Origin of the sequence: Cellulophaga omnivescoria, assembly GCF_001999725.1 — a bacterium.
Classification (GTDB): Bacteria; Bacteroidota; Bacteroidia; order Flavobacteriales; family Flavobacteriaceae; genus Cellulophaga; species Cellulophaga omnivescoria.
Genome location: NZ_MDDP01000048.1, coordinates 174,215 through 195,560, shown reverse-complemented (window position 1 = coordinate 195,560; position 21,346 = coordinate 174,215). Strand labels below are relative to the sequence as shown.

Below are 21,346 nucleotides of genomic sequence, written 5' to 3'. Positions count from 1 at the left end.
TTTAACCCATATTCCGCACCTAAAGAGATAAACTTTAATATCTTAGAGTTTTTAGTAGAAGATAAACGACACCACTTTTTTTATGAATAAATACATCCTACTTGTTTTTAGCTTAATTACATTCTGTGGATTTTCACAGGAAAAAAAAACAAAAGAAAAAGAAAATGAGTTTACTGCAACCATTATAAATGCGCAAACTGATGAACCGATGCCTAGTGTACACATTGTAAACCTTAACCAAGTAAAAGGTACAATTACAGACCAAAAAGGTAAGTTTACAATACCTGCAGTTGCCAATGACACACTTTACTTAACATACCTTGGTTTTAAATCTCAAAAAATTAAGGTTACTAATGATATGCTTAAGTTTAAAGACACTAAAATTACCTTAACAGAACTTGCTTTTGCCTTAGAAGAAGTTGTTGTAAAACCATACCAGTTAACAGGCTTTTTAGAAATAGATGCTAAAAACGTTAGTTTAAACGATTCTTATCAGTATGCAATCTCTGGACTAAATACAGGTTATGAAGCCGGTAACAAAAAACCAAGTGCTGTTACAAAAGTACTTGGCGCTATCTTAAATCCGGCAGATTTACTCCGTAATTTATTTGGTAAAAAACCTGCACAAATGCGCAAACTTCGCCAAATAAAAGAAGATGACCGTATTAGAGATTTATTAGCTGCAAAGTTTGACAGAGAAACACTAACAGAATTACTACAACTAGAAAAAGTAGATATTGAAGATATATTAAACAACTGTAACTACTCTAAGTCCTTTATACAAACAGCTAACGATTTGCAAATATTAGATGCAATTAGCGGTTGCTATGAAGAATACAAGGTTTTAAACAGAAAAAAATAACAGTACAATTACCTACTGCTTACATTACACACCTTAACACTAACTATGACAAAATTAGAATTTTTACAGAAGAATGTTTTTACAGATCTTCAAAACTTAAATACAGGATTTGATGCTGATGACAACTTTTACTTTTCTGAGCTAGATTTTGCAATGGTTTTAGAACGTATTGAACACTTTGGTATTGGCATACACGCTATTAAACCATATATAAATGAAGAATTTGGCACTACTAAAACCAATGAAGATTACAGAAAAAAAGCAACAGATGCTAAATGGTATAAAAGAGCTTATTTTGATTTAAAAAAGGCTACACCAAAAATGATATATAATGCAGATTATAAAGTATCAGCCAAGTTGCTAAACAAAGAAGAAAACAATACCACTCAAGAAAATTAATATTAACAACAATAATGGGATTATTTAATAAAATACTTGGTAACGCAAGTGAAGTATCTGTAGAAAAATTAAATGAAAAATACGGAAGACTTCTAACAGATAATGAACAAGTAGAACTAGGATTTAAATTATTTAGAGATACGTTTATGTTTACCAATAAGCGTTTAATATTAATAGATGTACAAGGCTTAACTGGCAACAAAGCAGAGTACAGGTCTATGCCATACAAAAGCATCTCTAGGTTCTCTTTAGAGACAGCAGGTACTTTTGACTTGGATGCTGAATTAAAAATCTGGATTTCTAGCGAAAACCTTCCATCTGTTAGCAAAAAGTTTAACAAAAGTATAGATGTTTACGAAGTACAAAAATATTTGGCAAGCAAAGTAATGTAACAACTTTACAGCCTATTAAAAAAGCCTATATTTTAAAAATATAGGCTTTTTTGTTTTTAGTAAACTACGTATTATTTACTTGCAAATAGTTTTACATCTTCTTCTGTAACTTCTTGTCCGCCTAAAATAATTAATCGTTCTACAACATTGCGTAGCTCTCTAATGTTTCCTGTCCAGTCATAACTTTTTAACAATGAAACTGCTTTATCAGAAAATACTTTTTTAGCCGTTCCTTGCTCTTTACTTATTTTATCTGCAAAATATGTTATTAACAAAGGAATATCTTCTCTTCTATCATTTAACGCTGGGACTTTTATAAGTATAACTGCAAGTCTATGGTATAAATCTTCTCTAAAATTACCTTCTGCTATTTCCTTTTTTAGATCTTTATTTGTAGCTGCCACTACCCTAACATCAACCTTTATATCTTTATCTGTACCAACTCTAGATATTTTACTTTCTTGTAAAGCACGTAACACTTTTGCCTGCGCAGACAAACTCATATCACCTATTTCATCTAAAAAAATAGTTCCTTTATTTGCCGCTTCAAATTTACCAGCTCTATCTTTAACTGCAGATGTAAATGCTCCTTTAACGTGACCAAAAAGTTCACTTTCTATTAATTCAGATGGTATTGCTGCACAGTTCACCTCTATAAATGGTGCTTTACTACGCGGGCTTTTTTCATGTAACCAATGAGCTACCAACTCCTTACCCGTACCATTAGATCCTGTAATTAAAACACGTGCATCTGTAGGAGCTACTTTTTCTATCATATCTTTTATTAAAGATATGCCTTCGCTTTCTCCTATCATTTGGTAGTTTTTACTAACTTTTTTCTTAAGTTTAGTATTTTCTACAACCAAATTTTTACGATCTAATGCATTACGTACTGTTGTTAGCAACCTATTTAAGTCTGGTGGTTTAGATATATAATCAAAAGCACCTAAACGCATTGTGTTTACTGCAGTATCTAAATCTCCGTGACCAGAAATCATTATAAAAGCCAATTCTGGTTTTAATTTACGCGCAGCTTCTAATACCTCTACACCATCCATTTTTGGCATTTTAATATCACACAAAACTAAATCGTAATCGTTTTTTTTAATGGCATCTATACCTTTTAAACCGTCTTCTGCCTCTTCAACATTATAAGTATCGCTTTCTTCTGATAAAATTTTTACCAAAACCCTGCGTATTGCAGCTTCATCTTCTATTACTAATATTTTTGACATATACGTGTTTTAAAAAATTCCTATTTTAAATCCTGTTTTAAAATATACATTTCCATCGTCATATAACGAATATACGCTTTTTCTTTCTTCATCTCTTAACAAACCTCTTTGTGATAAAGTATGGCCCGCTAATGCATAAAAAGATATATTTTTATTAATGTTATACTGGTAGCCAAAAGCACCTACAATTACAGATAAAGATAAGCCGGAGCCTAAGTCGTTATCAGGTAAAGCAATATCATTTTGTACATTTACAAAATAACCATCCAATAATAATGCCGCTTTAAATGTATGGTGTTCTTTTAAGTGATATTTAAACTCCATTCTAGGCACACCAACCATATACGACCAGTTTGGATGAAATTTTTTGTAGTAACTTATAATAGGTAAAGGAACATCAAAACCAGTAGCATTGTTGTATGACAACCCTAATATTAACCTTGTAGGTTTTTCTTTTTTCATATCTGCCTTAATAGTTAAAACAGAATAATTTAAATTAAAATCTTCTTTTTGCACACCATTAATAAAGTTAGATGCTAACCTTGGTGTTACCAAACCTACAAAAGTCCATTTATCATTAAGTATATGCGCATACCCTAAATTAAGATCTACAATTCTTAATTTTTCTAATTCCTTATCATCAAACTCATAAATACTATCGTTTGCAAAATCTATAATACCATATTCTGCACCAGCAACTAAATAATTTTTTTCATTTAGCTTTATAGGAAGATTTGCCAAAAACCGAAATCTAGAAATACTTCTTGAAGATTTTTTTTTGGGCAAAGTAGTGTATTCTAACCTTACAATATCTGAGCTTTGTGACCAGACCAGCTGCACTATTAGAAAAAAACAAACTCCTAAAAGTTTTTTCATACGTAAACAAGTATATGCGTAATTCTTAACTAAATTATTTACTAATAATATGTATATCTCTTTGTGGAAAAGGGATAGATATATTGTTTTTTCTGAAAGCAGCGTCTATTAAAAAACGTAAATCACTTTTTATTCTTGGATCTCCATAACTATCATTTGTATAATAATTTACAGAAAACATTAAGGCTGAATCTCCAAAATCTTCAAACAACACAAAGGGCTTAGGATTTTTTAAAATTCCGTTTTTTTTATCTATAATTTCTAATAACAATTTAGATACCAACTCTACATCACTACCATAAGCAACACCAACTTTAACATTTTCTCTTGTTGTTTTATGGTTTTGTGTATAATTATAAATACTGTCTGTTAAAAACTTATGGTTTGGAATAACAATAACTTTATCATCTCTGGTTAACGCTCTTGTTGTTCTTAACCTGGTTTCAAAAACTCTACCCACCTTACCTTCTACTTCTATAATATCTCCAATATGTAGAGACTGATCTAGAATAATTAATATACCAGATATTATATCCTGAAAAAGGTATTGCAATGCAAAACCTAAACCAACAAATAAAGCGGCAGACGCTGTAAGTAAAACTGTTAAATCTACTCCAGAAGAATGCAAAACAGTTATTACAGCTAGGATATACAAAAAGTACTTTAAAAAACTAAATATGCTTAAAAACTTATTTTTATCATCTTGCGGTAATTTAGCAACAACAATTTTATGTACTAGTTTTAAAATATAAGTAACTGCTAAAATAACCACAACAATAGTAACCAACGTACTTACCGTAATAACTACCTTATCACCATCTACCAACTTATAAGACATAAAGTCTTTTAAATATTTAAGTATATTTTTTAATTCTTCCATCTTAATACTTTAACCACTTATATAAGTCTTTATAGCTCGGCTTTTTACCATACATTAATATACCAATTCTATAAATTTTTGCTGCTAACCAAACTATAGACAAAAATGTTACTAATAACAAAGCTATAGAAACAACTAATTGCCATACAGGTACACCACCTTCTCCTATACCAGAAGACAAACGCATTAGCATTACAATTGGAGATGTTAACGGAAATAATGAAAAACCTACTGCCACAGGACCGTGAGGATTACTAAACACCGATATAAAGCCAACATAAATTGCCAACATTAGCGGAGATATAACTGGTAACATAAATTGCTGAGTATCTGTCTCATTATCTACAGCTGCACCAATTGCCGCGTAAATAGAACTATAAATTAAATACCCTAATATAAAGTATACTAAGAAAAAACTAAATAAAGATACCCAAGGAATTTGAACAAACATTTCTGCAAATTTCTGCACGTTATCCTCCATACCACTACTGGCCACCTGTATAGCCTGTGCTTGTGGTAGATTAGTACCTCCGTTTTGTAAAGCAGTAACGTCCAAATCAAAAATTAAAAAAACAACCAAAAACAACAAAGAACCAGATAGCACCCAAATAGTAAACTGAGTTACACCTGCTAAAGAGGTTCCTATTATTTTACCCATCATTAACTGAAAAGGTTTTACAGATGATATTATTACCTCTATTACCCTACTTGTTTTTTCTTCTATTACACTACGCATTACAAAACTACCGTAGATTATAATAAACATCATTATTAAATAACCAAAACCACCACCAATTATGGCGTTAAGCTCATTTAACCCTTTTAAGTTTTCTTTACCTTGAAAAGTAGCCGTGTGTATAGAAAAGTTTTTACTAATAGCACTATATTGCTCTGGCGAAACTCCTAAATGTTCTAATCTTTTTTGTTTAAGACGGTACTGAAAAATATCTTCTAAATCATCTAAAAAACCATCTGTAGGAGACTCTTTAGAAAAAAAGTACGATGCGTTTGCCACTTCCTCTAAACTATTTCCGTTTGGTATAAATACCAAACCATAATGCCCAAGTTGCTCTGTAGAATCTTTTGCTTGCTCTAAACTTATGTTTTTAAAACGTATTACAGAGGTACTTTCTGTACTATTAAAATCTTCTTTAAAAAAGCTACTTTCGTTTAAAACTGTAATTACTTTTTTATCACTATCATTAAGCATAGCTAAATACAACACCAAAGCAACCATACCTACCATTAAAATAGGACTTAAAAAAGTCATTATTATAAACGACTTATTTTTTACCTTAGCTAAATACTCTCTTTTTATAATTAAGCCTAATTTCCCCACTATTTTGTTTTGCTTTTTACGGTTTGTATAAAAATATCATTTGCAGACGGTATAGTTTCTACAAAGTGGTTTACTTTTCCTTTTTCTGACAAATACCCAAGTAATGCACCAGTATTATTAGATGTAAGCTGAATTTTAAAATCTAGTTGCTCATCTTCTTTATTGTAAGATGGCGTCCAAATTTTATGTTTTTCTTCCAATTTCTGTAAAACATCATTCTTTTCGGATACTTGCAGACCTACATTAAAAATATTGTTTTTATATTGTTTTTTAATGTCTGATAATTTACCGTCTAATATTTTTTCTGACTGATGAATAAGCGCAATATACTCGCATAATTCCTCTACAGACTCCATACGGTGAGTAGAAAATATAATAGAAGCTCCTTCTTCCTTTAAATGAAGAATTTCATCTTTAATAATATTGGCATTAATAGGATCAAAACCACTAAATGGCTCATCAAAAATTAATAATTTTGGTTGATGAAGTACTGTTACTACAAATTGTATTTTTTGGGCCATACCTTTAGATAACTCCTGTACTTTTTTATTCCACCAGTCTCCAATATCTAGCCTATCAAACCAATATTTAAGTCGTTTTGTAGCTTCTTTTTTAGATAAGCCTTTTAACTGTGCTAAATACAAAGCTTGCTCACCAACCTTCATACTTTTATACAATCCTCTTTCCTCTGGCAAATACCCAATAGTAGCAATATGCTCTGGCTGTAAAGGTTCTCCATCAAAAAAAACAGTGCCAGTATCTGGATAAGTAATTTGATTTATTATACGTATTAGCGTAGTTTTTCCTGCGCCGTTTGGTCCTAGCAGACCATATATACAATTCTTAGGAATTTCTAAGGAAACATTGTTTAGGGCTGTATGGTCTCCAAATTTTTTAGAAACACCTTTTGCCGCCAAAATAGTATTCATTTTCACAATTTTTTCAAAGATAGATAAATGGTAGCATATAAAAATAAAACCCACCCTTATTTACATAAGGATGGGAAAAAAAATGAGCAGTGACAAGCACTGCTCAATACTTATATTTTTTAAGAGAACATATCTTTAACTTTTTCAAAAAAAGATTTGTCAGATTTTTCTGGATGAGGAACAAAGTTTTCATTATCTCTCATACGCTCAAAAAACTCTCTTTGCTCTTTGTTCAATTCTTTTGGTGTCCAAACATTTACGTGTACTAAAAGGTCTCCACTTCCATAACCATTTAAGCTAGTAATACCTTTACCTCTTAAACGTAGTATTTTACCAGATTGTATACCTTCTTCTAGTTTAATACGTACTTTACCACCAACAGCATCTATCTCTTTAGAAGTACCTAAAACTGCTTCAGAAATACTAATGTATAAATCGTAATGCAAGTTATCACCTTCTCTTTTTAAGGTACTATGCTCTTCAGTTTCAATAAGTACTATTAAATCTCCGTTAACGCCGTTACCTGGAGCACTATTACCTTTACCAGGTACTTTTAACTGCATCCCATCTTCTACACCACCAGGTATTTTTATAGATACCGTTTCTTCTTTAGCAATTAAACCTTGTGCATCTGCACCAGCTGGTTTTTTATCTATAATCTGGCCACTACCACCACAAGTGCTACAAGTAGCAGAAGTTTGCATTCTTCCTAAAATGGTATTTGCAATTTTAGTAACCTGCCCAGAGCCATTACAAGTAGTACAAGTGTTGTATGTTACACCATCTGCTTGTACTTTACGTTTAACTTTTACCTTTTTTTCTACGCCATTAGCAACTTCATCTAAAGTTAACTTAACTCTAATTCGTAAATTAGAACCTTTAACTCTACGATGGCCGCCTCCGCCAAAACCGCCAAAGCCACCACTAAAGCCGCCTCCGCCAAAAATATCTCCAAACTGACTAAAGATATCATCCATATTCATACCGCCGAAGCCGCCACCGCCACCGCCAGCACCACCTTCAAAGGCAGCGTGACCGTATTGATCATATCTTGCTTTTTTATCAGGATCACTTAATATCTCATATGCTTCTGCAGCTTTTTTAAACATCTCCTCTGCTTTAGCATCACCTGGGTTTTTATCTGGATGAAATTCTATAGCCTTTTTACGGTATGCCTTTTTTATTTCTGCTGCAGTTGCATTTTTAGCAATGCCTAATATGCTGTAAAAATCTTCTTTCATTTTTTATTTTTAGTTCCCAACAACAACTTTTGGGTGACGAATAATTTTATCTCCTAACGTAAATCCTTTTTCTATTACGTCTATAATTTTCCCTTTTAACTTTTCATCTGGAGCTGGTATTTGTGTAATAGCCTCGTGTACGTCTGCATTAAATGCATCACCTTGTACAACTTCTATTTCTAACAATCCTTTACCTTTTAAAGTCTCTTTAAATTTATTTTGTATAAGCTCTACACCGGTAACCAACTCTTTATCCTCTGACTTAGAAATTTCTTTCATAGCACGGTCAAAATCATCCATAACTGGAAGCATAGACACTATAACCTCTTGACCCGCTGTTTTAAACAAGTCCATACGTTCTTTAGATGTTCTTTTTTTATAGTTTTCAAACTCAGCAAACAAACGTAAAAACTTATCTTTTTCTTTAGCTAAGTCTTGTTGCAATTGTTCTTCTACAGACAACTCTACCGTTTCTTCTTCAGTAGTTTCTGTATTTTCCTTAACTTCTTCAGCAGCTTTATTCATTTTTTCTTCTTGTGCTACTTCTTCAGCTTTATCTTTTTTACTCATTATATGCTAATGTTTAATATCTTGAAAATTAAGATGGCAAAAGTACTGCCATTTCTTTAAAAATGTCAAAATGTCACTAAACTTTATTAAAAAAATACTATAATTTACTTGCTCTAAGCATTTCTCTTTTTCCTGGAGGTCCCGGCAGTCGTTCTACCTTAAAACCAACTGCCAACATTGCACGCCTTACGCTACCTTTTGCTGCATATGTTACTAGCACTCCGTTTGTTTTTAATGCATTGTACATTATAGCAAAAACGTCTTCTGTCCAAAGTTCTGGTTGCACTCTTGCTCCAAAGGCATCAAAATAAATGAGGTTATAAGCTTCTTTATCAGTTATATCTAAAAAGTTCTGCTCCCTTTTTATCAAATTAAAATACGGCAATACCTCTTCATTAACTTCCCAATTTGCTTTATGCATTTTAGTAAATACATCTTCAAAACCTTTAGCTTTTAACTGCTCTACGTAATTTAACTGCGACACCTCTTCTAATGCTACCGGATAAGCCTCTACCCCTGTATAATTTATATTTAAATTGCTTTTTGGTGCCTCAATTGCCGTAATTATAGCATTCAGTCCAGTTCCAAAACCAATTTCTAAAATAGAAATAGGCTCATCTTTAAATAAAGATAAGCCGTGTTTTATAAATACATGATAAGCTTCTTGTACTGCTCCGTGCTTGGAGTGGTATTGCTCATTCCATTCTTCTATTTGTATGGTTTTAGAACCATCACCTGTTGTAATTATTTTTCGTTTCAAATATTTACTCTTTTAAAAGCACACCATCTGCCTGAAACCTGTACGTTTTTTTTGGCGTTGTTATTTGCGCTATTTCTTCTTTAGTTGCCCCACCATCTTCTGCATAGTGTTGTTGTTCATCTACAGACATTTGCTCTATAAATGCTTTACCGTTTACAATAACTTCTTTACCTGTAATATCTTTTGGCATAAAAAAACCATAATCTTTAAACTTAACCATAGCTTGCTCACCGCCCCCCAAATCTAACTTCATCCAACAACCTTTAGACTGACAAACATCTAATACCTTGCCTTTAAATTTTGTTGTTACCGTATCTGCAACTGCTAAATTATGGTATACAGATGCCATTTCTTTAGTAACTTTAGCATTATCTTCTGTAATTTTTTCACCAAAAGATGCTAATTCTTCTATTTTTTGCTCAGGTTCCTGAACTACGGTTTCTTTTTTTGCCTCTTTGCAAGACATAAACAATAAAATTACTACAAGCAAAATGTTAAAACTTTTCATATCTGATAAAATTTAGTGATAGAATGCAAATTTGGACATTTTTAATCTAAAAAAGAAGTACTAGTACTGATAATTGATTAATTTTATGAACTTAAATTCTGAATACTATGGATGTTACTACAAACCAAATTAGTGTAGAAAAAACAAAAAACACTAAAATAAACGATGTTGATTTTAATAATCTTTCGTTTGGAAGTATTTATATGGATCATATGTTGGTCTGTGATTACAAAAATGGCGCTTGGGAAGCTCCTAAGGTTGTGCCTTATCAGCCAATTTCTTTAGACCCTTCTGCTAAAATTTTTCACTATGGTCAATCTATTTTTGAAGGAATGAAAGCCTACAAGGATGAACAAGACACCATTTGGATGTTTCGTCCTTTAGACAATCACAAACGTTTAAATTTATCTGCAAAAAGATTAGCTATTCCAGAAATTCCAGAGAGTTATTTTATGGAAGGTCTTAAAGCATTATTAAAAACGGATAGCGATTGGATTCCTCAATCTGCAGGAAGCTCACTATATATAAGACCATTTATTTTTGCTACAGGCTTAGGTTTTCACGCATCACCAGCAGATGAATACAAGTTTGTTATTTGTGGAGCCCCTTCTGGCTCTTACTTTTCTGGCGAAGTAAAAGTACTTATTGAAGAAACGTATTCTAGATCTGCAAACGGTGGCGTTGGTTTTGCTAAAGCAGGTGGTAACTATGCTGGCCAATTTTACCCAACTAAACTTGCACAGGACAAAGGATACCAACAGGTAATTTGGACAGATGACAATACACACGAGTATATTGAAGAAGCTGGCGCAATGAATGTTTTTGTTCGTATTAATGATACTTTATTAACGTGTCCTACTAGTGACCGTATTTTAGATGGTATTACGCGTAAAAGTATTTTAAAAATTGCTGAAGACGAAGGTATAAAAACTGAAGTACGTAAAATAAAAGTACAAGAATTAGTAGATGCTGCAAATGATGGCAGTTTAAAAGAAATGTTTGGTGCAGGTACTGCTGCTGTAATTTCTCCTATTGCAGGTTTTGGGTTTAGAGATAATGATTATATGTTACCAAATGTAGAAGATAGTTACGCTACTTTATTAAAAAACCGCATTACAAGTATACAGTATAACAAAGCTGAAGATAAATTTGGATGGCGTTTTAAGGTTGAATAACCTTATGTTACCTATATAATATTAAAAAAGTGCCTAATTAGGCACTTTTTTTATTTATTAAGAATACTTTCTATACTAGGCTTAAAGTAATTAGGGCCTTTTAAAATTTTTCCATCTTCTCTGTATACAGGCTTACCATCTGCTCCAAGCTTACTCATATTACTACGCTGTATTTCATCAAAAACTTCTTCAATTTTATACTGCATACCATGTTCTAATATTGTACCACATAAAATATAAAGCATATCACCCAAAGCATCTGCAACTTCAACCATATCATTATTATTAGCCGCTTCTAAGTACTCCTTATTTTCTTCATCCATAAGGTTAAAGCGCAATAAATTTTTTTGCTGTCCTAAATCTGCTTTTAATTCTTCAGAAACACCAGCTCCAAAAGATTTATGAAATAACTCTACCGCTTTAAGTTTATTTTTCATTTGTATAATTTTACGTTAGTTTTGCACAAAAATAGAAATATGTTTACCACCGGACAATATATATTTGCCGCTCTTTTTGTTATTGTTTTTACTATTATTATTGTAATTACATATAAAAGAGACAAAAAATTACATTTAAAAAACTATTCTGGTGTAAAATGGGTAGCCATTACCTTTATTATCTTCATAATATCATTGTTTATTATTAAACAATTTCTAAAAAATTAACGCTTTTTTACCGTTCACAACAAAAATCAAGCAACACACAACAAAAAATAGGCTTTCTTCGTTATAGTGTAAGAAAAAACGTATTTTTGCGTTGTACTGATAACAAATTCTGTTAAATGACTATTTTTCTTAACATTTTATTTATTCTTGTGGCCGTTAATGCCTTACTTTTAGTGTTTAGTGTTAATCGTAATAATGCTAAAGTTAAAAAACCTGTTAGTAAACCTACATCACAAACAACGGCTAAAGTATACCCGCTTAATATAATCTCTACAAAATACAAAAAAGCAATATAGTTTTTTACCTTTGTAAGGTATGAAACAGTTGTTACTTGTTTTTTTAGGTGGAGGTGCAGGTAGTGTATTGCGTTTTCTTATAAGCAAAACACTAAATAATTCATTTCAACCTTATTTTTTAGGAACTTTTTTAGTTAATATAATAGGTAGTTTACTTATTGGCTTTATTATTGGCTTAACTTTAAAAGGTAATTACCTTACAGAAAATCAAGCTTTATTATTAGCTACTGGTTTTTGTGGAGGGTTTACCACCTTTTCTACTTTTGCACTAGAAAACCAATCTTTATTAAAAACCGGAGACTTTCTACATTTTACTTTTTATACTTTATTAAGTATTGCCATTGGTATTTTTGCCGTAATTGGCGGGTTTTGGATTTCTAAATCCTTATAATATTTCACAAAAAATCATTCTTTTCGCAATATTACACCTCTACAGCAATAATTTATGCTGTAATACTCCTTGGTTTCTATTTATTCCATTTTTTAAATATCATTTTAATAAAAAATTAAAATAATATTACATTACCCCTATTTAAAATGGGGTTAATTTTATTTATATCATAAAAATTAAAAAAGTACCCATAAAAATTATAGGGTCTTTATCATTATTAAATACATTTACCCTGTAAATAACTAAACGATATGAAAAAAATTGAAGCAATTATTAGAAAATCTCAATTTGATGATGTTAAAAAAGCACTACACCAAATTGAAGTAAACTTTTTTAGCTACTGGGATGTTACTGGAGTTGGAAACGAAAAACAAGGACATGTATACCGAGGAATATCTTACAGCACATCTGATATTCAAAGAAGATACTTATCTATTATAGTTTCTGATGAATTTTTAGAAAAAACTGTAAATACAATTTTAGATGCTGCTTACACAGGCAATGTAGGAGACGGAAAAATATTTGTATCTGAAATTATAGACGCTTACCGTATTAGAACCAAAGAAAACGGTCACGCAGGAATAAACTAACCAAACCAAGACACTATTAAAAATTTAAAATTATGATTAACGAACAACAAGAAGCACTAAGTAAAGCTGTTGAAAGCATCAACAGTGATATGGGTGCATTATGGATAACAATAGCTGCCATTTTAGTATTTTTTATGCAAGCTGGTTTTACATTAGTAGAAGTTGGCTTTACACGCAGTAAAAACTCTGGTAACATAATAATGAAAAACATTATGGACCTTTGCGTAGGTTCCTTAATGTTCTGGGCTGTAGGTTACGGAATTATGTATGGTAGCGATACTGTTTTAGGCGGATTTTTTAGATTAAGCCCAGCAGAACAAGGGTATTTTTTCTTTTCTGCAGACGATTGGTATAACTTATTTTTTCAAACAGTATTTTGCGCTACTGCTGCTACAATAGTATCTGGAGCTATAGCAGGGCGTACAAAATTCTCTACATACCTTATATATTCTGCCATTTTAACAACAATTATATATCCTATTTCGGGTAGTTGGTACTGGCCTTTTGATGATAATGCTTGGTTAAATGTTGCTGGTTTTGTAGACTTTGCAGGTTCTTCTGTAGTACACGCAGTTGGTGGTGGCGCAGCTTTAGTTGCTGCAATTATGGTTGGCCCGCGTATAGGTAAATATACAGATGGTAAAGTGAACGTAATTCCAGGACATAACATGATACTTGGTGCATTAGGTGTATTTATCCTATGGTTAGGTTGGTTTGGCTTTAATGGTGGATCTCAACTTGCATGGGGTGGATCTGATACTGTTGCCGCTGGTAGTGTAATTATAAATACAAACTTAGCTGCTGCTATTGGTGCTGTTGCTGCCTTATTTTTTACTTGGATTAAATATGGTAAACCAGATATTTCTATGACATTAAACGGTGCTTTAGCTGGTTTAGTAGGTATTACTGCTGGTTGTGGTGCTGTAAACGCATGGGGAGCATTAGCAATAGGCCTTATCTGTGGAATAGCAGTTGTACTTTCTATTGAGTTTATAGATAGAAAATTAAAAATTGATGATCCAGTAGGTGCAATATCTGTACACGGTGTATGTGGTTTTATTGGTACTGTTTTAGTTGGTGTTTTTGCTTTAGATGGCGGACTACTAAGCGGCGGTGGGGCTAGCTTATTACTAGTACAAACATACGGTTCTTTAGCTTACATTTTATGGGCAGCAGTAACCACATTTATTATACTTTTTATACTAAAGAAAACTATTGGTTTAAGAGTTTCTAAACAAGAAGAGTTAGAAGGTTTAGATGTTCATGAACACGATATTGAGGTATACCCAGAGTTTACAACAACAGAAAAATAAATAAAAGAAACAAAAACGGAGCGTTTTGCAGAACGCTCCGTCATAAAATGTTTCAAAAACAAAAAATAAAATCACTAACAAACCCCTTAAAATAAAGGGTTTACAATTTATTTGATATGAAATTGAATACGACAACAAATTACTTAAAAAAATTATCATTTTCAATAATGATGTTATCTTCAGCATTAATATTTGCTCAGGAAGAAGAAGAAAAAAAATTAGAGTTTAGCGGATCTGTAGATGCTTATTTTAGAACAAATTTAAGTGCAGATGATAAAGCAGTAGACGGAGAGTATTTAGCTCCTTTAACATCATTTGCAAACGAAACTGGTTTTGCACTTGGTATGGCTAACATTATTGCTAGTTATGAAGGTGAAAAAACCGGTGCAGTAGCAGATCTTGTTTTTGGACCAAGAGGTGAACAAGCCATTACTGGGTTAAATGTTAACCAATTATACGCATACTGGAATGTAAGTGAAGGAACAAAACTAACAATGGGTCGTTTTAACACCTATTTAGGGTATGAGGTAATCTCTCCTGTAGGTAACTTTAATTACAGTACATCTCACTTATTCTCTAGCGGACCTTTTTCTCATACTGGTTTAAAGGCCGATTTTACATTATCTGATGATTTTAGCTTAATGCTTGCTGTAATGAATGTTACAGATGTAGATAATAATTTAACTAGCCAATATGCTCTTGGAGCACAATTAGGTTATGCTGGTCAATATTTAAACCTTTATTATGATGACACTGCTAACCTAGGTTTTGAAATTGATTATACAGGTGGTTTTGATTTATCTGATAGTTTTTACTTAGGTATAAATGGTGCTTATGCTGATAACGATGGAAATGGATTTGCTGGTGTAGCATTATACCCACAAATTAAAGCATCAGAAACTGCTTCTTTTGGATTAAGAGGTGAGTATTTTACACAAATTATTGATGGCTTAGATGATGAACCTAGTGTATTTGCTACTACATTAACTGCTAGTTTTACTGTTGAAGATTTAACAATTAAACCTGAGGTTAGGTTAGATGCTTGGAGCAATAACGAGCCGTTTTTAGATAACGACGGCGATCCTTCAAAAAGCTTGTCTACCTTTTTAATTGCAGCAGTTTATTCTTTTTAAAAAAATTAAGTTTAGTTTATAGTTTGGTTGTTGAAGAAAGTCTAGTTTGTGCGCTAGGCTTTCTTCTTTTTAATGCTCTTTGTTAAATGCCTTTACCCCTGCTCTAACCTCTATATCCAATGTATTTACAATTGGCACTACTGGGCAAGAATATTTTTTACTATAAGCACAATAAGGGTTGTATGCCTTATTAAAATCTACCATAATAAAATCTTCATCTGTCTCAGACAGCTCTATGTATCTACCACCACCATAGGTTTCTTTACCATTTGTTTTATCTAAAAAAGGTAAAAACAAATGATCTTTATATTTTTCTTGTTTTATTAATTGTTGGTTTTGATATACTTCTAGTTGTAAATCTTTTCCGTTTAATTTAAAAAATAACCTTCCGTATAATTTATACTCTTGACTCTGATTTGTTGTGGTTGCCATTAAAAATGGAGTTGCCCCTAAAGCCAACTCTAACCTAGCCTTTACCACATAGTTGGTATCTGGCTCAAAAAAATCTAAACCATCAAAATCTTTTCTGTACTTATTTGGTAATGGAGATGTTTTTGCATCTTTGTATTCATCGTTTAACTTTTTATGATATTCTAAAATACTTTTTAACTTATCAGATTTTGTTGCCGCAATTTTTTCTTCAACCTCATTAGTATGATACTTTTTTTGACCATTACAACTCAACAATACCATTATAAATACAAATACAGTATACCTCATTTTATTACATTAAATTAATACTGTAAAAATACAACTTATTACTTTTTTACTTAGCTTTGTTTTAGAATAAAAGAAAAATGCAAAGACGTTCAATATATAAATCTGTGGTTATCTGTACCTTAAAAAGGTGCCAGCGCTGCTGTATTTAATATTGAAATAGATATATTATACTAATACTAAGCCTGGCGAGAAAATCGTCAGGCTTTTTTTTATTTAATTACAAAATGAAAAAACTATACACAAACTACATAGACTCATTTAAGGGTTTATCTAAAGAGGTTTGGTGGCTAGCACTAATTACCCTTATAAATAGAGCTGGTACAATGGTTATTCCGTTTTTATCGCTTTATTTAAAAAACGATGTAGGATTAACGTTTGAAAATGTTGGTGTGGTTATGTCTTGCTTTGGAGCAGGTTCACTAATTGGTTCTTGGCTTGGAGGCACCTTAACCGATAAGTTTGGGTATTACAAAGTAATGCTGTTTAGTTTGTTTACTAGCGGTATTCTATTTATTCTTCTTCAATTTTTACACGATTACTACAGTATTTGTGCAGGTATTTTTATACTTATGATTGTTGCAGATTGCTTTAGACCTGCAGCTTTTGTTGCTTTAATTGCTTACAGTAAACCAGAAAACAAAACAAGGTCTGTTACACTTATTAGACTTGCTATTAACCTAGGTTTTTCCGCAGGTCCTGCCTTGGGTGGTATTATAATTACATCTTTAGGCTATATTGGCCTTTTTTGGGTAGATGGTTTAACCTGCGTATTGGCTAGTATTTTACTACTTATGGTTTTAAATCCTAAAAAAGCACGAGTTATGGACAGCTCTAAAAACGAAAATCCAAAATCTGCGTATTTAGACGGGTATTATTGGGTATTTATATCCGCTATGGTATTATTTGGTTTTTGCTTTGTTCAATATTTTTCTACAGTACCTGTGTATTATAGTGACGCCTATAAATTAAGCGAGTTTAAAATTGGATTATTATTGGCTATGAACGGTTTTTTAATATTTGCTTTTGAAATGCCTCTTATAAAATATTTAGAAAAACTAAAATACTCTAAAATTATCTATGTTATTTTTGGTTTAATTTTAGTTGGACTAAGCTTTCTGCTACTAAACGTTTTCTCTTGGGTTGGAATTTTAATTATTGGAATGTTATTAATGACTTTAGGAGAAATGATAGCATTCCCTTTCTCTAACGCAATTGCTATGGAACGCTCTAAACGCGGTAAGCAAGGAGAATATATGGCATTGTATAGTATTGCTTTTTCTATTTCGCATATTTTTGCTCATAATTTTGGGATGCACTCTATTGCAAATAATGGTTATATATTTACCTGGAATACTATTACAGGTATAGCTGTACTTGGTATGGTGTTACTTTTTATTTTAAAACGAATAACAATTACAAACAAATGAAAAAACTAATTTATATAATATTGGGACTATTAATTAGTCTAGCTTTTGCCTGTGCAGATAAGAAAAAAGAAACTGTAAAAACTGAAGTAATAAATAATGCAGAAACTAAAGAGCGTTTTTATCCTGAACTAGACTCTACCCGTTACAATGTAGCTTTTTTAATTATGGATGGCACTTTTAATACTGAGTTTACCGCTCCTTTTGATATTTTTCAGCATACAAAGTATAGAGAAAATATTAAAGCAATGAATGTTTTTACAGTAGCTAACACCTTAGAACCCATAACCACGTTTGAAGGTGTACGCATTTTGCCAGATTATAACTATGTTGAAGATAAACTACCTAAAATAGACATACTGGTTATACCTAGTGCAGAACACCATTTAGACTCTGATTTAAAAGATACTACAATGCTTAATTTTGTAAAAAAAGTAAACAATGATGCACTTTTTATGACATCGCACTGTGATGGTGCTTTTGTACTTGCTAAAGCTGGTGTTTTAGATAATGTAACCTCTACCACCTTTCCTAGTGACATAGATTTATACAAAAAAACCTTTCCTAAATTAAAAGTTGCAGATAATGTATTGTTTGTACACCATAAAAAATACATTACCTCTGCAGGCGGAGCCAAAAGTTTTGAAGCCGCTCTTTATTTATGTGAATATTTATACGGTAAAGACGTTGCACAATCTTTAGCTGGCGGCTTGGTTATAGATTGGGATATAAACAAAGTGCCACACCTTATTCTTCCTTAAGTATAAATCTTCCTTTTTTAAGGTATTTTTCAATTAAAGCATTATATTCTGGTGTAAGTTTTAATAATGTAGTAGACTCTAAATTATAAAGTTTATCTGCATCTGTATATCCATTTTTAAGTAATTCCTCTAAGTAAAAAATAGAAGTTCCAAAATCATCATTTTTTGCACTTAAAGATATTATTTTAAGGTAAGGATCATAATCTTTAGGTTCAATTATGGTTTTTAACATATATAAAAAGCTAAGAGCATCAAAGTCTTTGTTTTCTTCTGCCAAAATAGTATCTATATAGTCTTCCGTTAGCGCAATTAAATATCCCTCTAACCTGTATCCCATTTTTTGCTGCTCTTGGTTAGAGCTATTTTTAAACTTTTCTATTTCTTTGGTTTGGTGTGCCCACCAACCAAGGTTATTAAAGTTATGTGTGTATGCATCTTCTTCTACATAGTATTGAAAATCGTTTTTTAAAGATTGTTCTTTAAAAAGCACATTATTTTCTGCCCTTTTTAACGACTTGTATATTTTATTTTTACGTAACTGGTTACTGTTATTTTTTAAAGTATCAATATTTTTAAATGGTTTATAAACCACAATGGTTTGGTCTACCAATTCTTTTGCATTTTTAAGTTTGTTTGCACCTACTAACTTATTTATTTTTGAAAGTGCAGCATTGTAGTTTTTATTTACAAATAAACTATCTACTGCTATATTACCTTTGGCCATAGCAGACATTTTAAATAAGTCTAAAGCTTTTTGTAAATTAGATGTAGAGGGCCAATTATTTTTAGATTCCTCTATTAGTAACTGATTGGGAATTTTTAACTTATTCAGGAGCTTTTCATTAGCTAATACTTCAGTATAATTAAAATTATACTCACTAACAATACTAATGTAATAGTAAGGTTTTTTTACATTAATAATTTCTATATTACCTATAGTAGAATTATAAGTCAGCACACCATCAATATTAGAAATAAATGCCGGTATTGTAGATGCTAACCTGCCTGCTCTATTAAACCCTAAAGTGTATACTTGTTTTTCATCTATAGGTAACATACCTACTACAGCATTAAATGTTTTAGAAAAAGCTAAAATACTTTTAGAGACTGTTAACGTATCATTTAAATTGTTTGATGCCGCTAAAATATATCCTTTTTCTTCTGCAACCCCTGCCATTAAACGTAATACTTGCTTTTCTTTATTATCATAATCAACAACAAAAACAACAGGCCATTTTTTATTTACATTGAAGCTTGATGGTAAAAAAAGAGAAAAACTATACGCTGAGGAATCTGACACCTTAATATTGTCTAAAACAACTCCTTTTTTCAACTTTAATTCTTGTGCAGAAATCTGCAAACTTAACAATGCTAACAGTAGAAGTACTAATTTTTTCACAAATGATGTCTTTTGGTTTTTAGTTAGATAGAGTTAAAAACTAAAAATACTATTATTATTTGTTTTTAACTCTATATGAAGCATCAAAAACCTAGCCAAAAAAGAAACTTATAAATTAGTCTCCAATAACACCCATTTCTACCCCTTCAGAATAAGCAACTTGTATACCGTGTTTGCTAAAAGCATTTTTTATGGCTTTATTAGCCTGAAACGTAACTGGCCAATAATCATCTGGCTGCACAAAAGGCCTAACTAGCAATTGTATACTATGGGTATCAAAAGTTTGTATACCTATATCCGGAATTGGATCTTTTAATACGTTTGGAAGTTCTAACAATGCATCAATAATAATTTTTTCTACTTTAGGAAAACTCTCTGAATAAGGCATAGTAACTAATAACTCTAACCTAATCATTCCCTTTTCCGAATAGTTGGTAACCACAGAATCTGTAATTTTAGAATTAGGTATTATTAATACCTTGTTACCTGGTGTAATTATATCTGTACTAAAAATGCCTATTTCCGAAACACGACCAAATTTATCTTCAAGCTGTATCCAATCATCTATTTTGTAGGGTTTTAACGTTAAAATTAAAATACCAGATGCAAAATTGCCTAAACTACCTTGCAACGCCATACCTACTGCAAAACCAACAGCAGCTAAAATTGCCATTAACCCTGTTAAATCTGCCCCAACAATAGAAGCTGCAATAAACAAAGCGGTACCCTTTAGCAATACGCCTACTAAAGAAGATACAAATGGGCGTAATGTTTTAGAAATGCCTGTTTTTTCTAAGGCAACACCAACCATTTTTAATACCCTTTTTACCAGTTTAAAACCTATCCAGATTACTAAACCAGCACCAATAATACGAGGCAGAAAAAAAACTGCCTTATCTGTAGCTATTTGTATGTATTTTCCAATAGTGTCTAAATCTTCTGCTTGCATTTTAACCGTACTAAAAAATGAGTTTTTTATTTAAAAGTGCAAATTACAAATTTACTCCTAAAACCTATGTTTTACCCTTCTATTTTTTTAATAGGCGCGTTAGAAACTACATCTGATAAAATTATGTGCGTACGTGCCTCACCATATTGTATTAACCTATCTATAAATTGTTCTAAATGAAACTGATTTCTAAGCACCACTTCCATTATAATATTCTCATTACCAGTTATTCTATAACAATTTATAACCTCATCAAAAGTACCAACTAACTCTAAAAAAGGCTTTAATTTACCCATAAAAGCACGTAAAGTAATAATTGCTTTTAGTTGGTAGCCCGTTTCTGTATGAGATACCATTGCTTTATAACCAGTAATGATTCCTAAATCTTCCATTTTTTTTACACGTTCTGCAACCGCAGGTGCAGATAAGCCTACTTGCCTACCAATATGTGCAAAAGATTCTCTTGCATTTTTTTGTAAATAGTTTAGAATTTTCCAACTAATAGCATCTATCTTATTATTCAAAGCCTTTAATATTTA

The 21,346-nt window shown here is 31.6% G+C and carries 24 protein-coding genes; 10 read left to right on the top strand and 14 right to left on the bottom strand.

The window, feature by feature from the left end:
- Positions 1-82 precede the first annotated feature (82 nt).
- From BFJ87_RS15110 to BFJ87_RS15100, 3 genes are read left to right on the top strand one after another with little or no spacing between them, the layout of a single operon-like run.
- Entirely contained in the window at positions 83-862 is a 780-nt protein-coding gene (locus tag BFJ87_RS15110; protein WP_077406498.1) for a carboxypeptidase-like regulatory domain-containing protein, read from the top strand.
- 45 nt (positions 863-907) lie between these two features.
- On the top strand, positions 908-1,261 hold the full coding sequence (locus BFJ87_RS15105; RefSeq protein WP_077406495.1) for a hypothetical protein: 354 nt from the start codon (positions 908-910) through the stop codon (positions 1,259-1,261).
- A 14-nt stretch (positions 1,262-1,275) separates the two neighbouring features.
- On the top strand, positions 1,276-1,653 hold the full coding sequence (locus BFJ87_RS15100; protein WP_013619910.1) for a PH domain-containing protein: 378 nt from the start codon (positions 1,276-1,278) through the stop codon (positions 1,651-1,653).
- 71 nt (positions 1,654-1,724) lie between these two features.
- On the opposite strand, the gene BFJ87_RS15095 is transcribed toward BFJ87_RS15100, so the two are convergent.
- From BFJ87_RS15095 to BFJ87_RS15055, 9 genes are all read right to left on the bottom strand, one after another.
- The gene (locus tag BFJ87_RS15095; protein WP_013619911.1) at positions 1,725-2,888 is read right to left on the bottom strand and encodes a sigma-54-dependent transcriptional regulator; all 1,164 of its coding nucleotides are present in this window, start codon (positions 2,886-2,888) and stop codon (positions 1,725-1,727) included.
- Between the two features lie 9 nt (positions 2,889-2,897).
- On the bottom strand, positions 2,898-3,764 hold the full coding sequence (locus BFJ87_RS15090) for a DUF6268 family outer membrane beta-barrel protein (protein WP_077406492.1): 867 nt from the start codon (positions 3,762-3,764) through the stop codon (positions 2,898-2,900).
- A gap of 34 nt (positions 3,765-3,798) precedes the next feature.
- Positions 3,799-4,644 (bottom strand): mechanosensitive ion channel family protein, encoded by an 846-nt coding sequence (locus tag BFJ87_RS15085; protein ID WP_077406489.1) that lies wholly within the window; start codon positions 4,642-4,644, stop codon positions 3,799-3,801.
- Position 4,645: 1 nt separating this feature from the next.
- Complete coding sequence (locus tag BFJ87_RS15080; RefSeq protein WP_077406486.1) at positions 4,646-5,983, bottom strand: ABC transporter permease; 1,338 nt, start codon at positions 5,981-5,983, stop codon at positions 4,646-4,648.
- Positions 5,983-6,912 carry an ABC transporter ATP-binding protein gene (locus BFJ87_RS15075; protein WP_077406483.1) on the bottom strand — a complete coding sequence of 310 codons (930 nt, stop codon included), beginning with the start codon at positions 6,910-6,912 and terminating at the stop codon, positions 5,983-5,985. Before BFJ87_RS15075 ends, BFJ87_RS15080 begins: the two co-directional genes overlap by 1 nt.
- A gap of 119 nt (positions 6,913-7,031) precedes the next feature.
- Positions 7,032-8,153, bottom strand: a complete 1,122-nt coding sequence (dnaJ, locus tag BFJ87_RS15070) for a molecular chaperone DnaJ (RefSeq protein WP_077406480.1) — start codon at positions 8,151-8,153, stop codon at positions 7,032-7,034.
- A gap of 9 nt (positions 8,154-8,162) precedes the next feature.
- Positions 8,163-8,723: a nucleotide exchange factor GrpE gene (locus BFJ87_RS15065; protein WP_077406477.1), complete on the bottom strand. Its 561-nt coding sequence runs from the start codon at positions 8,721-8,723 to the stop codon at positions 8,163-8,165.
- A 97-nt stretch (positions 8,724-8,820) separates the two neighbouring features.
- Complete coding sequence (mnmC2, locus tag BFJ87_RS15060) at positions 8,821-9,483, bottom strand: tRNA (5-methylaminomethyl-2-thiouridine)(34)-methyltransferase MnmC2 (RefSeq protein ID WP_077406474.1); 663 nt, start codon at positions 9,481-9,483, stop codon at positions 8,821-8,823.
- Between the two features lie 4 nt (positions 9,484-9,487).
- Positions 9,488-9,991, bottom strand: coding sequence for a DUF4920 domain-containing protein (locus BFJ87_RS15055; RefSeq protein ID WP_077406471.1), 504 nt, complete (start codon positions 9,989-9,991; stop codon positions 9,488-9,490).
- A 107-nt stretch (positions 9,992-10,098) separates the two neighbouring features.
- On the opposite strand from BFJ87_RS15055, the gene BFJ87_RS15050 reads away from it, so the two are divergent.
- Entirely contained in the window at positions 10,099-11,166 is a 1,068-nt protein-coding gene (locus tag BFJ87_RS15050; RefSeq protein ID WP_077406468.1) for a branched-chain amino acid aminotransferase, read from the top strand.
- A gap of 50 nt (positions 11,167-11,216) precedes the next feature.
- Here the strand turns inward: BFJ87_RS15050 and BFJ87_RS15045 are convergent, their stop codons facing one another.
- Positions 11,217-11,603 (bottom strand): pyrophosphohydrolase domain-containing protein, encoded by a 387-nt coding sequence (locus BFJ87_RS15045; RefSeq protein WP_077406465.1) that lies wholly within the window; start codon positions 11,601-11,603, stop codon positions 11,217-11,219.
- A gap of 543 nt (positions 11,604-12,146) precedes the next feature.
- Between BFJ87_RS15045 and crcB the strand changes: the two genes are divergently transcribed.
- The 4 genes from crcB (at position 12,147) to BFJ87_RS15015 (ending at position 15,554) form a co-directional block, all read left to right on the top strand.
- Positions 12,147-12,518, top strand: a complete 372-nt coding sequence (crcB, locus tag BFJ87_RS15030) for a fluoride efflux transporter CrcB (RefSeq protein ID WP_077406456.1) — start codon at positions 12,147-12,149, stop codon at positions 12,516-12,518.
- Between the two features lie 251 nt (positions 12,519-12,769).
- Positions 12,770-13,108 carry a P-II family nitrogen regulator gene (locus BFJ87_RS15025; RefSeq protein WP_077406453.1) on the top strand — a complete coding sequence of 113 codons (339 nt, stop codon included), beginning with the start codon at positions 12,770-12,772 and terminating at the stop codon, positions 13,106-13,108.
- Positions 13,109-13,140: 32 nt separating this feature from the next.
- Positions 13,141-14,421, top strand: a complete 1,281-nt coding sequence (locus tag BFJ87_RS15020; RefSeq protein WP_171974522.1) for an ammonium transporter — start codon at positions 13,141-13,143, stop codon at positions 14,419-14,421.
- A 116-nt stretch (positions 14,422-14,537) separates the two neighbouring features.
- Positions 14,538-15,554, top strand: coding sequence for an outer membrane beta-barrel protein (locus BFJ87_RS15015; RefSeq protein ID WP_171974521.1), 1,017 nt, complete (start codon positions 14,538-14,540; stop codon positions 15,552-15,554).
- A gap of 69 nt (positions 15,555-15,623) precedes the next feature.
- On the opposite strand, the gene BFJ87_RS15010 is transcribed toward BFJ87_RS15015, so the two are convergent.
- Positions 15,624-16,274 carry a DUF1684 domain-containing protein gene (locus BFJ87_RS15010; RefSeq protein ID WP_077406448.1) on the bottom strand — a complete coding sequence of 217 codons (651 nt, stop codon included), beginning with the start codon at positions 16,272-16,274 and terminating at the stop codon, positions 15,624-15,626.
- A 224-nt stretch (positions 16,275-16,498) separates the two neighbouring features.
- On the opposite strand from BFJ87_RS15010, the gene BFJ87_RS15005 reads away from it, so the two are divergent.
- A complete protein-coding gene (locus tag BFJ87_RS15005) occupies positions 16,499-17,701 on the top strand; it encodes an MDR family MFS transporter (protein ID WP_077406445.1) in 1,203 nt (400 codons plus the stop codon).
- Complete coding sequence (locus tag BFJ87_RS15000) at positions 17,698-18,459, top strand: DJ-1/PfpI family protein (protein WP_077406442.1); 762 nt, start codon at positions 17,698-17,700, stop codon at positions 18,457-18,459. The genes BFJ87_RS15005 and BFJ87_RS15000 overlap by 4 nt, the downstream gene beginning before the upstream one ends.
- On the opposite strand, the gene BFJ87_RS14995 is transcribed toward BFJ87_RS15000, so the two are convergent.
- From BFJ87_RS14995 to BFJ87_RS14985, 3 genes are all read right to left on the bottom strand, one after another.
- The gene (locus BFJ87_RS14995) at positions 18,446-19,858 is read right to left on the bottom strand and encodes a hypothetical protein (protein WP_077406439.1); all 1,413 of its coding nucleotides are present in this window, start codon (positions 19,856-19,858) and stop codon (positions 18,446-18,448) included. The two genes, BFJ87_RS15000 and BFJ87_RS14995, sit on opposite strands and share 14 nt — an antisense overlap.
- A 115-nt stretch (positions 19,859-19,973) precedes the next feature.
- The gene (locus tag BFJ87_RS14990; RefSeq protein ID WP_077406436.1) at positions 19,974-20,807 is read right to left on the bottom strand and encodes a mechanosensitive ion channel family protein; all 834 of its coding nucleotides are present in this window, start codon (positions 20,805-20,807) and stop codon (positions 19,974-19,976) included.
- Between the two features lie 71 nt (positions 20,808-20,878).
- Positions 20,879-21,331: an Lrp/AsnC family transcriptional regulator gene (locus BFJ87_RS14985; protein ID WP_077406433.1), complete on the bottom strand. Its 453-nt coding sequence runs from the start codon at positions 21,329-21,331 to the stop codon at positions 20,879-20,881.
- Between the last annotated feature and the right edge of the window lie 15 nt (positions 21,332-21,346).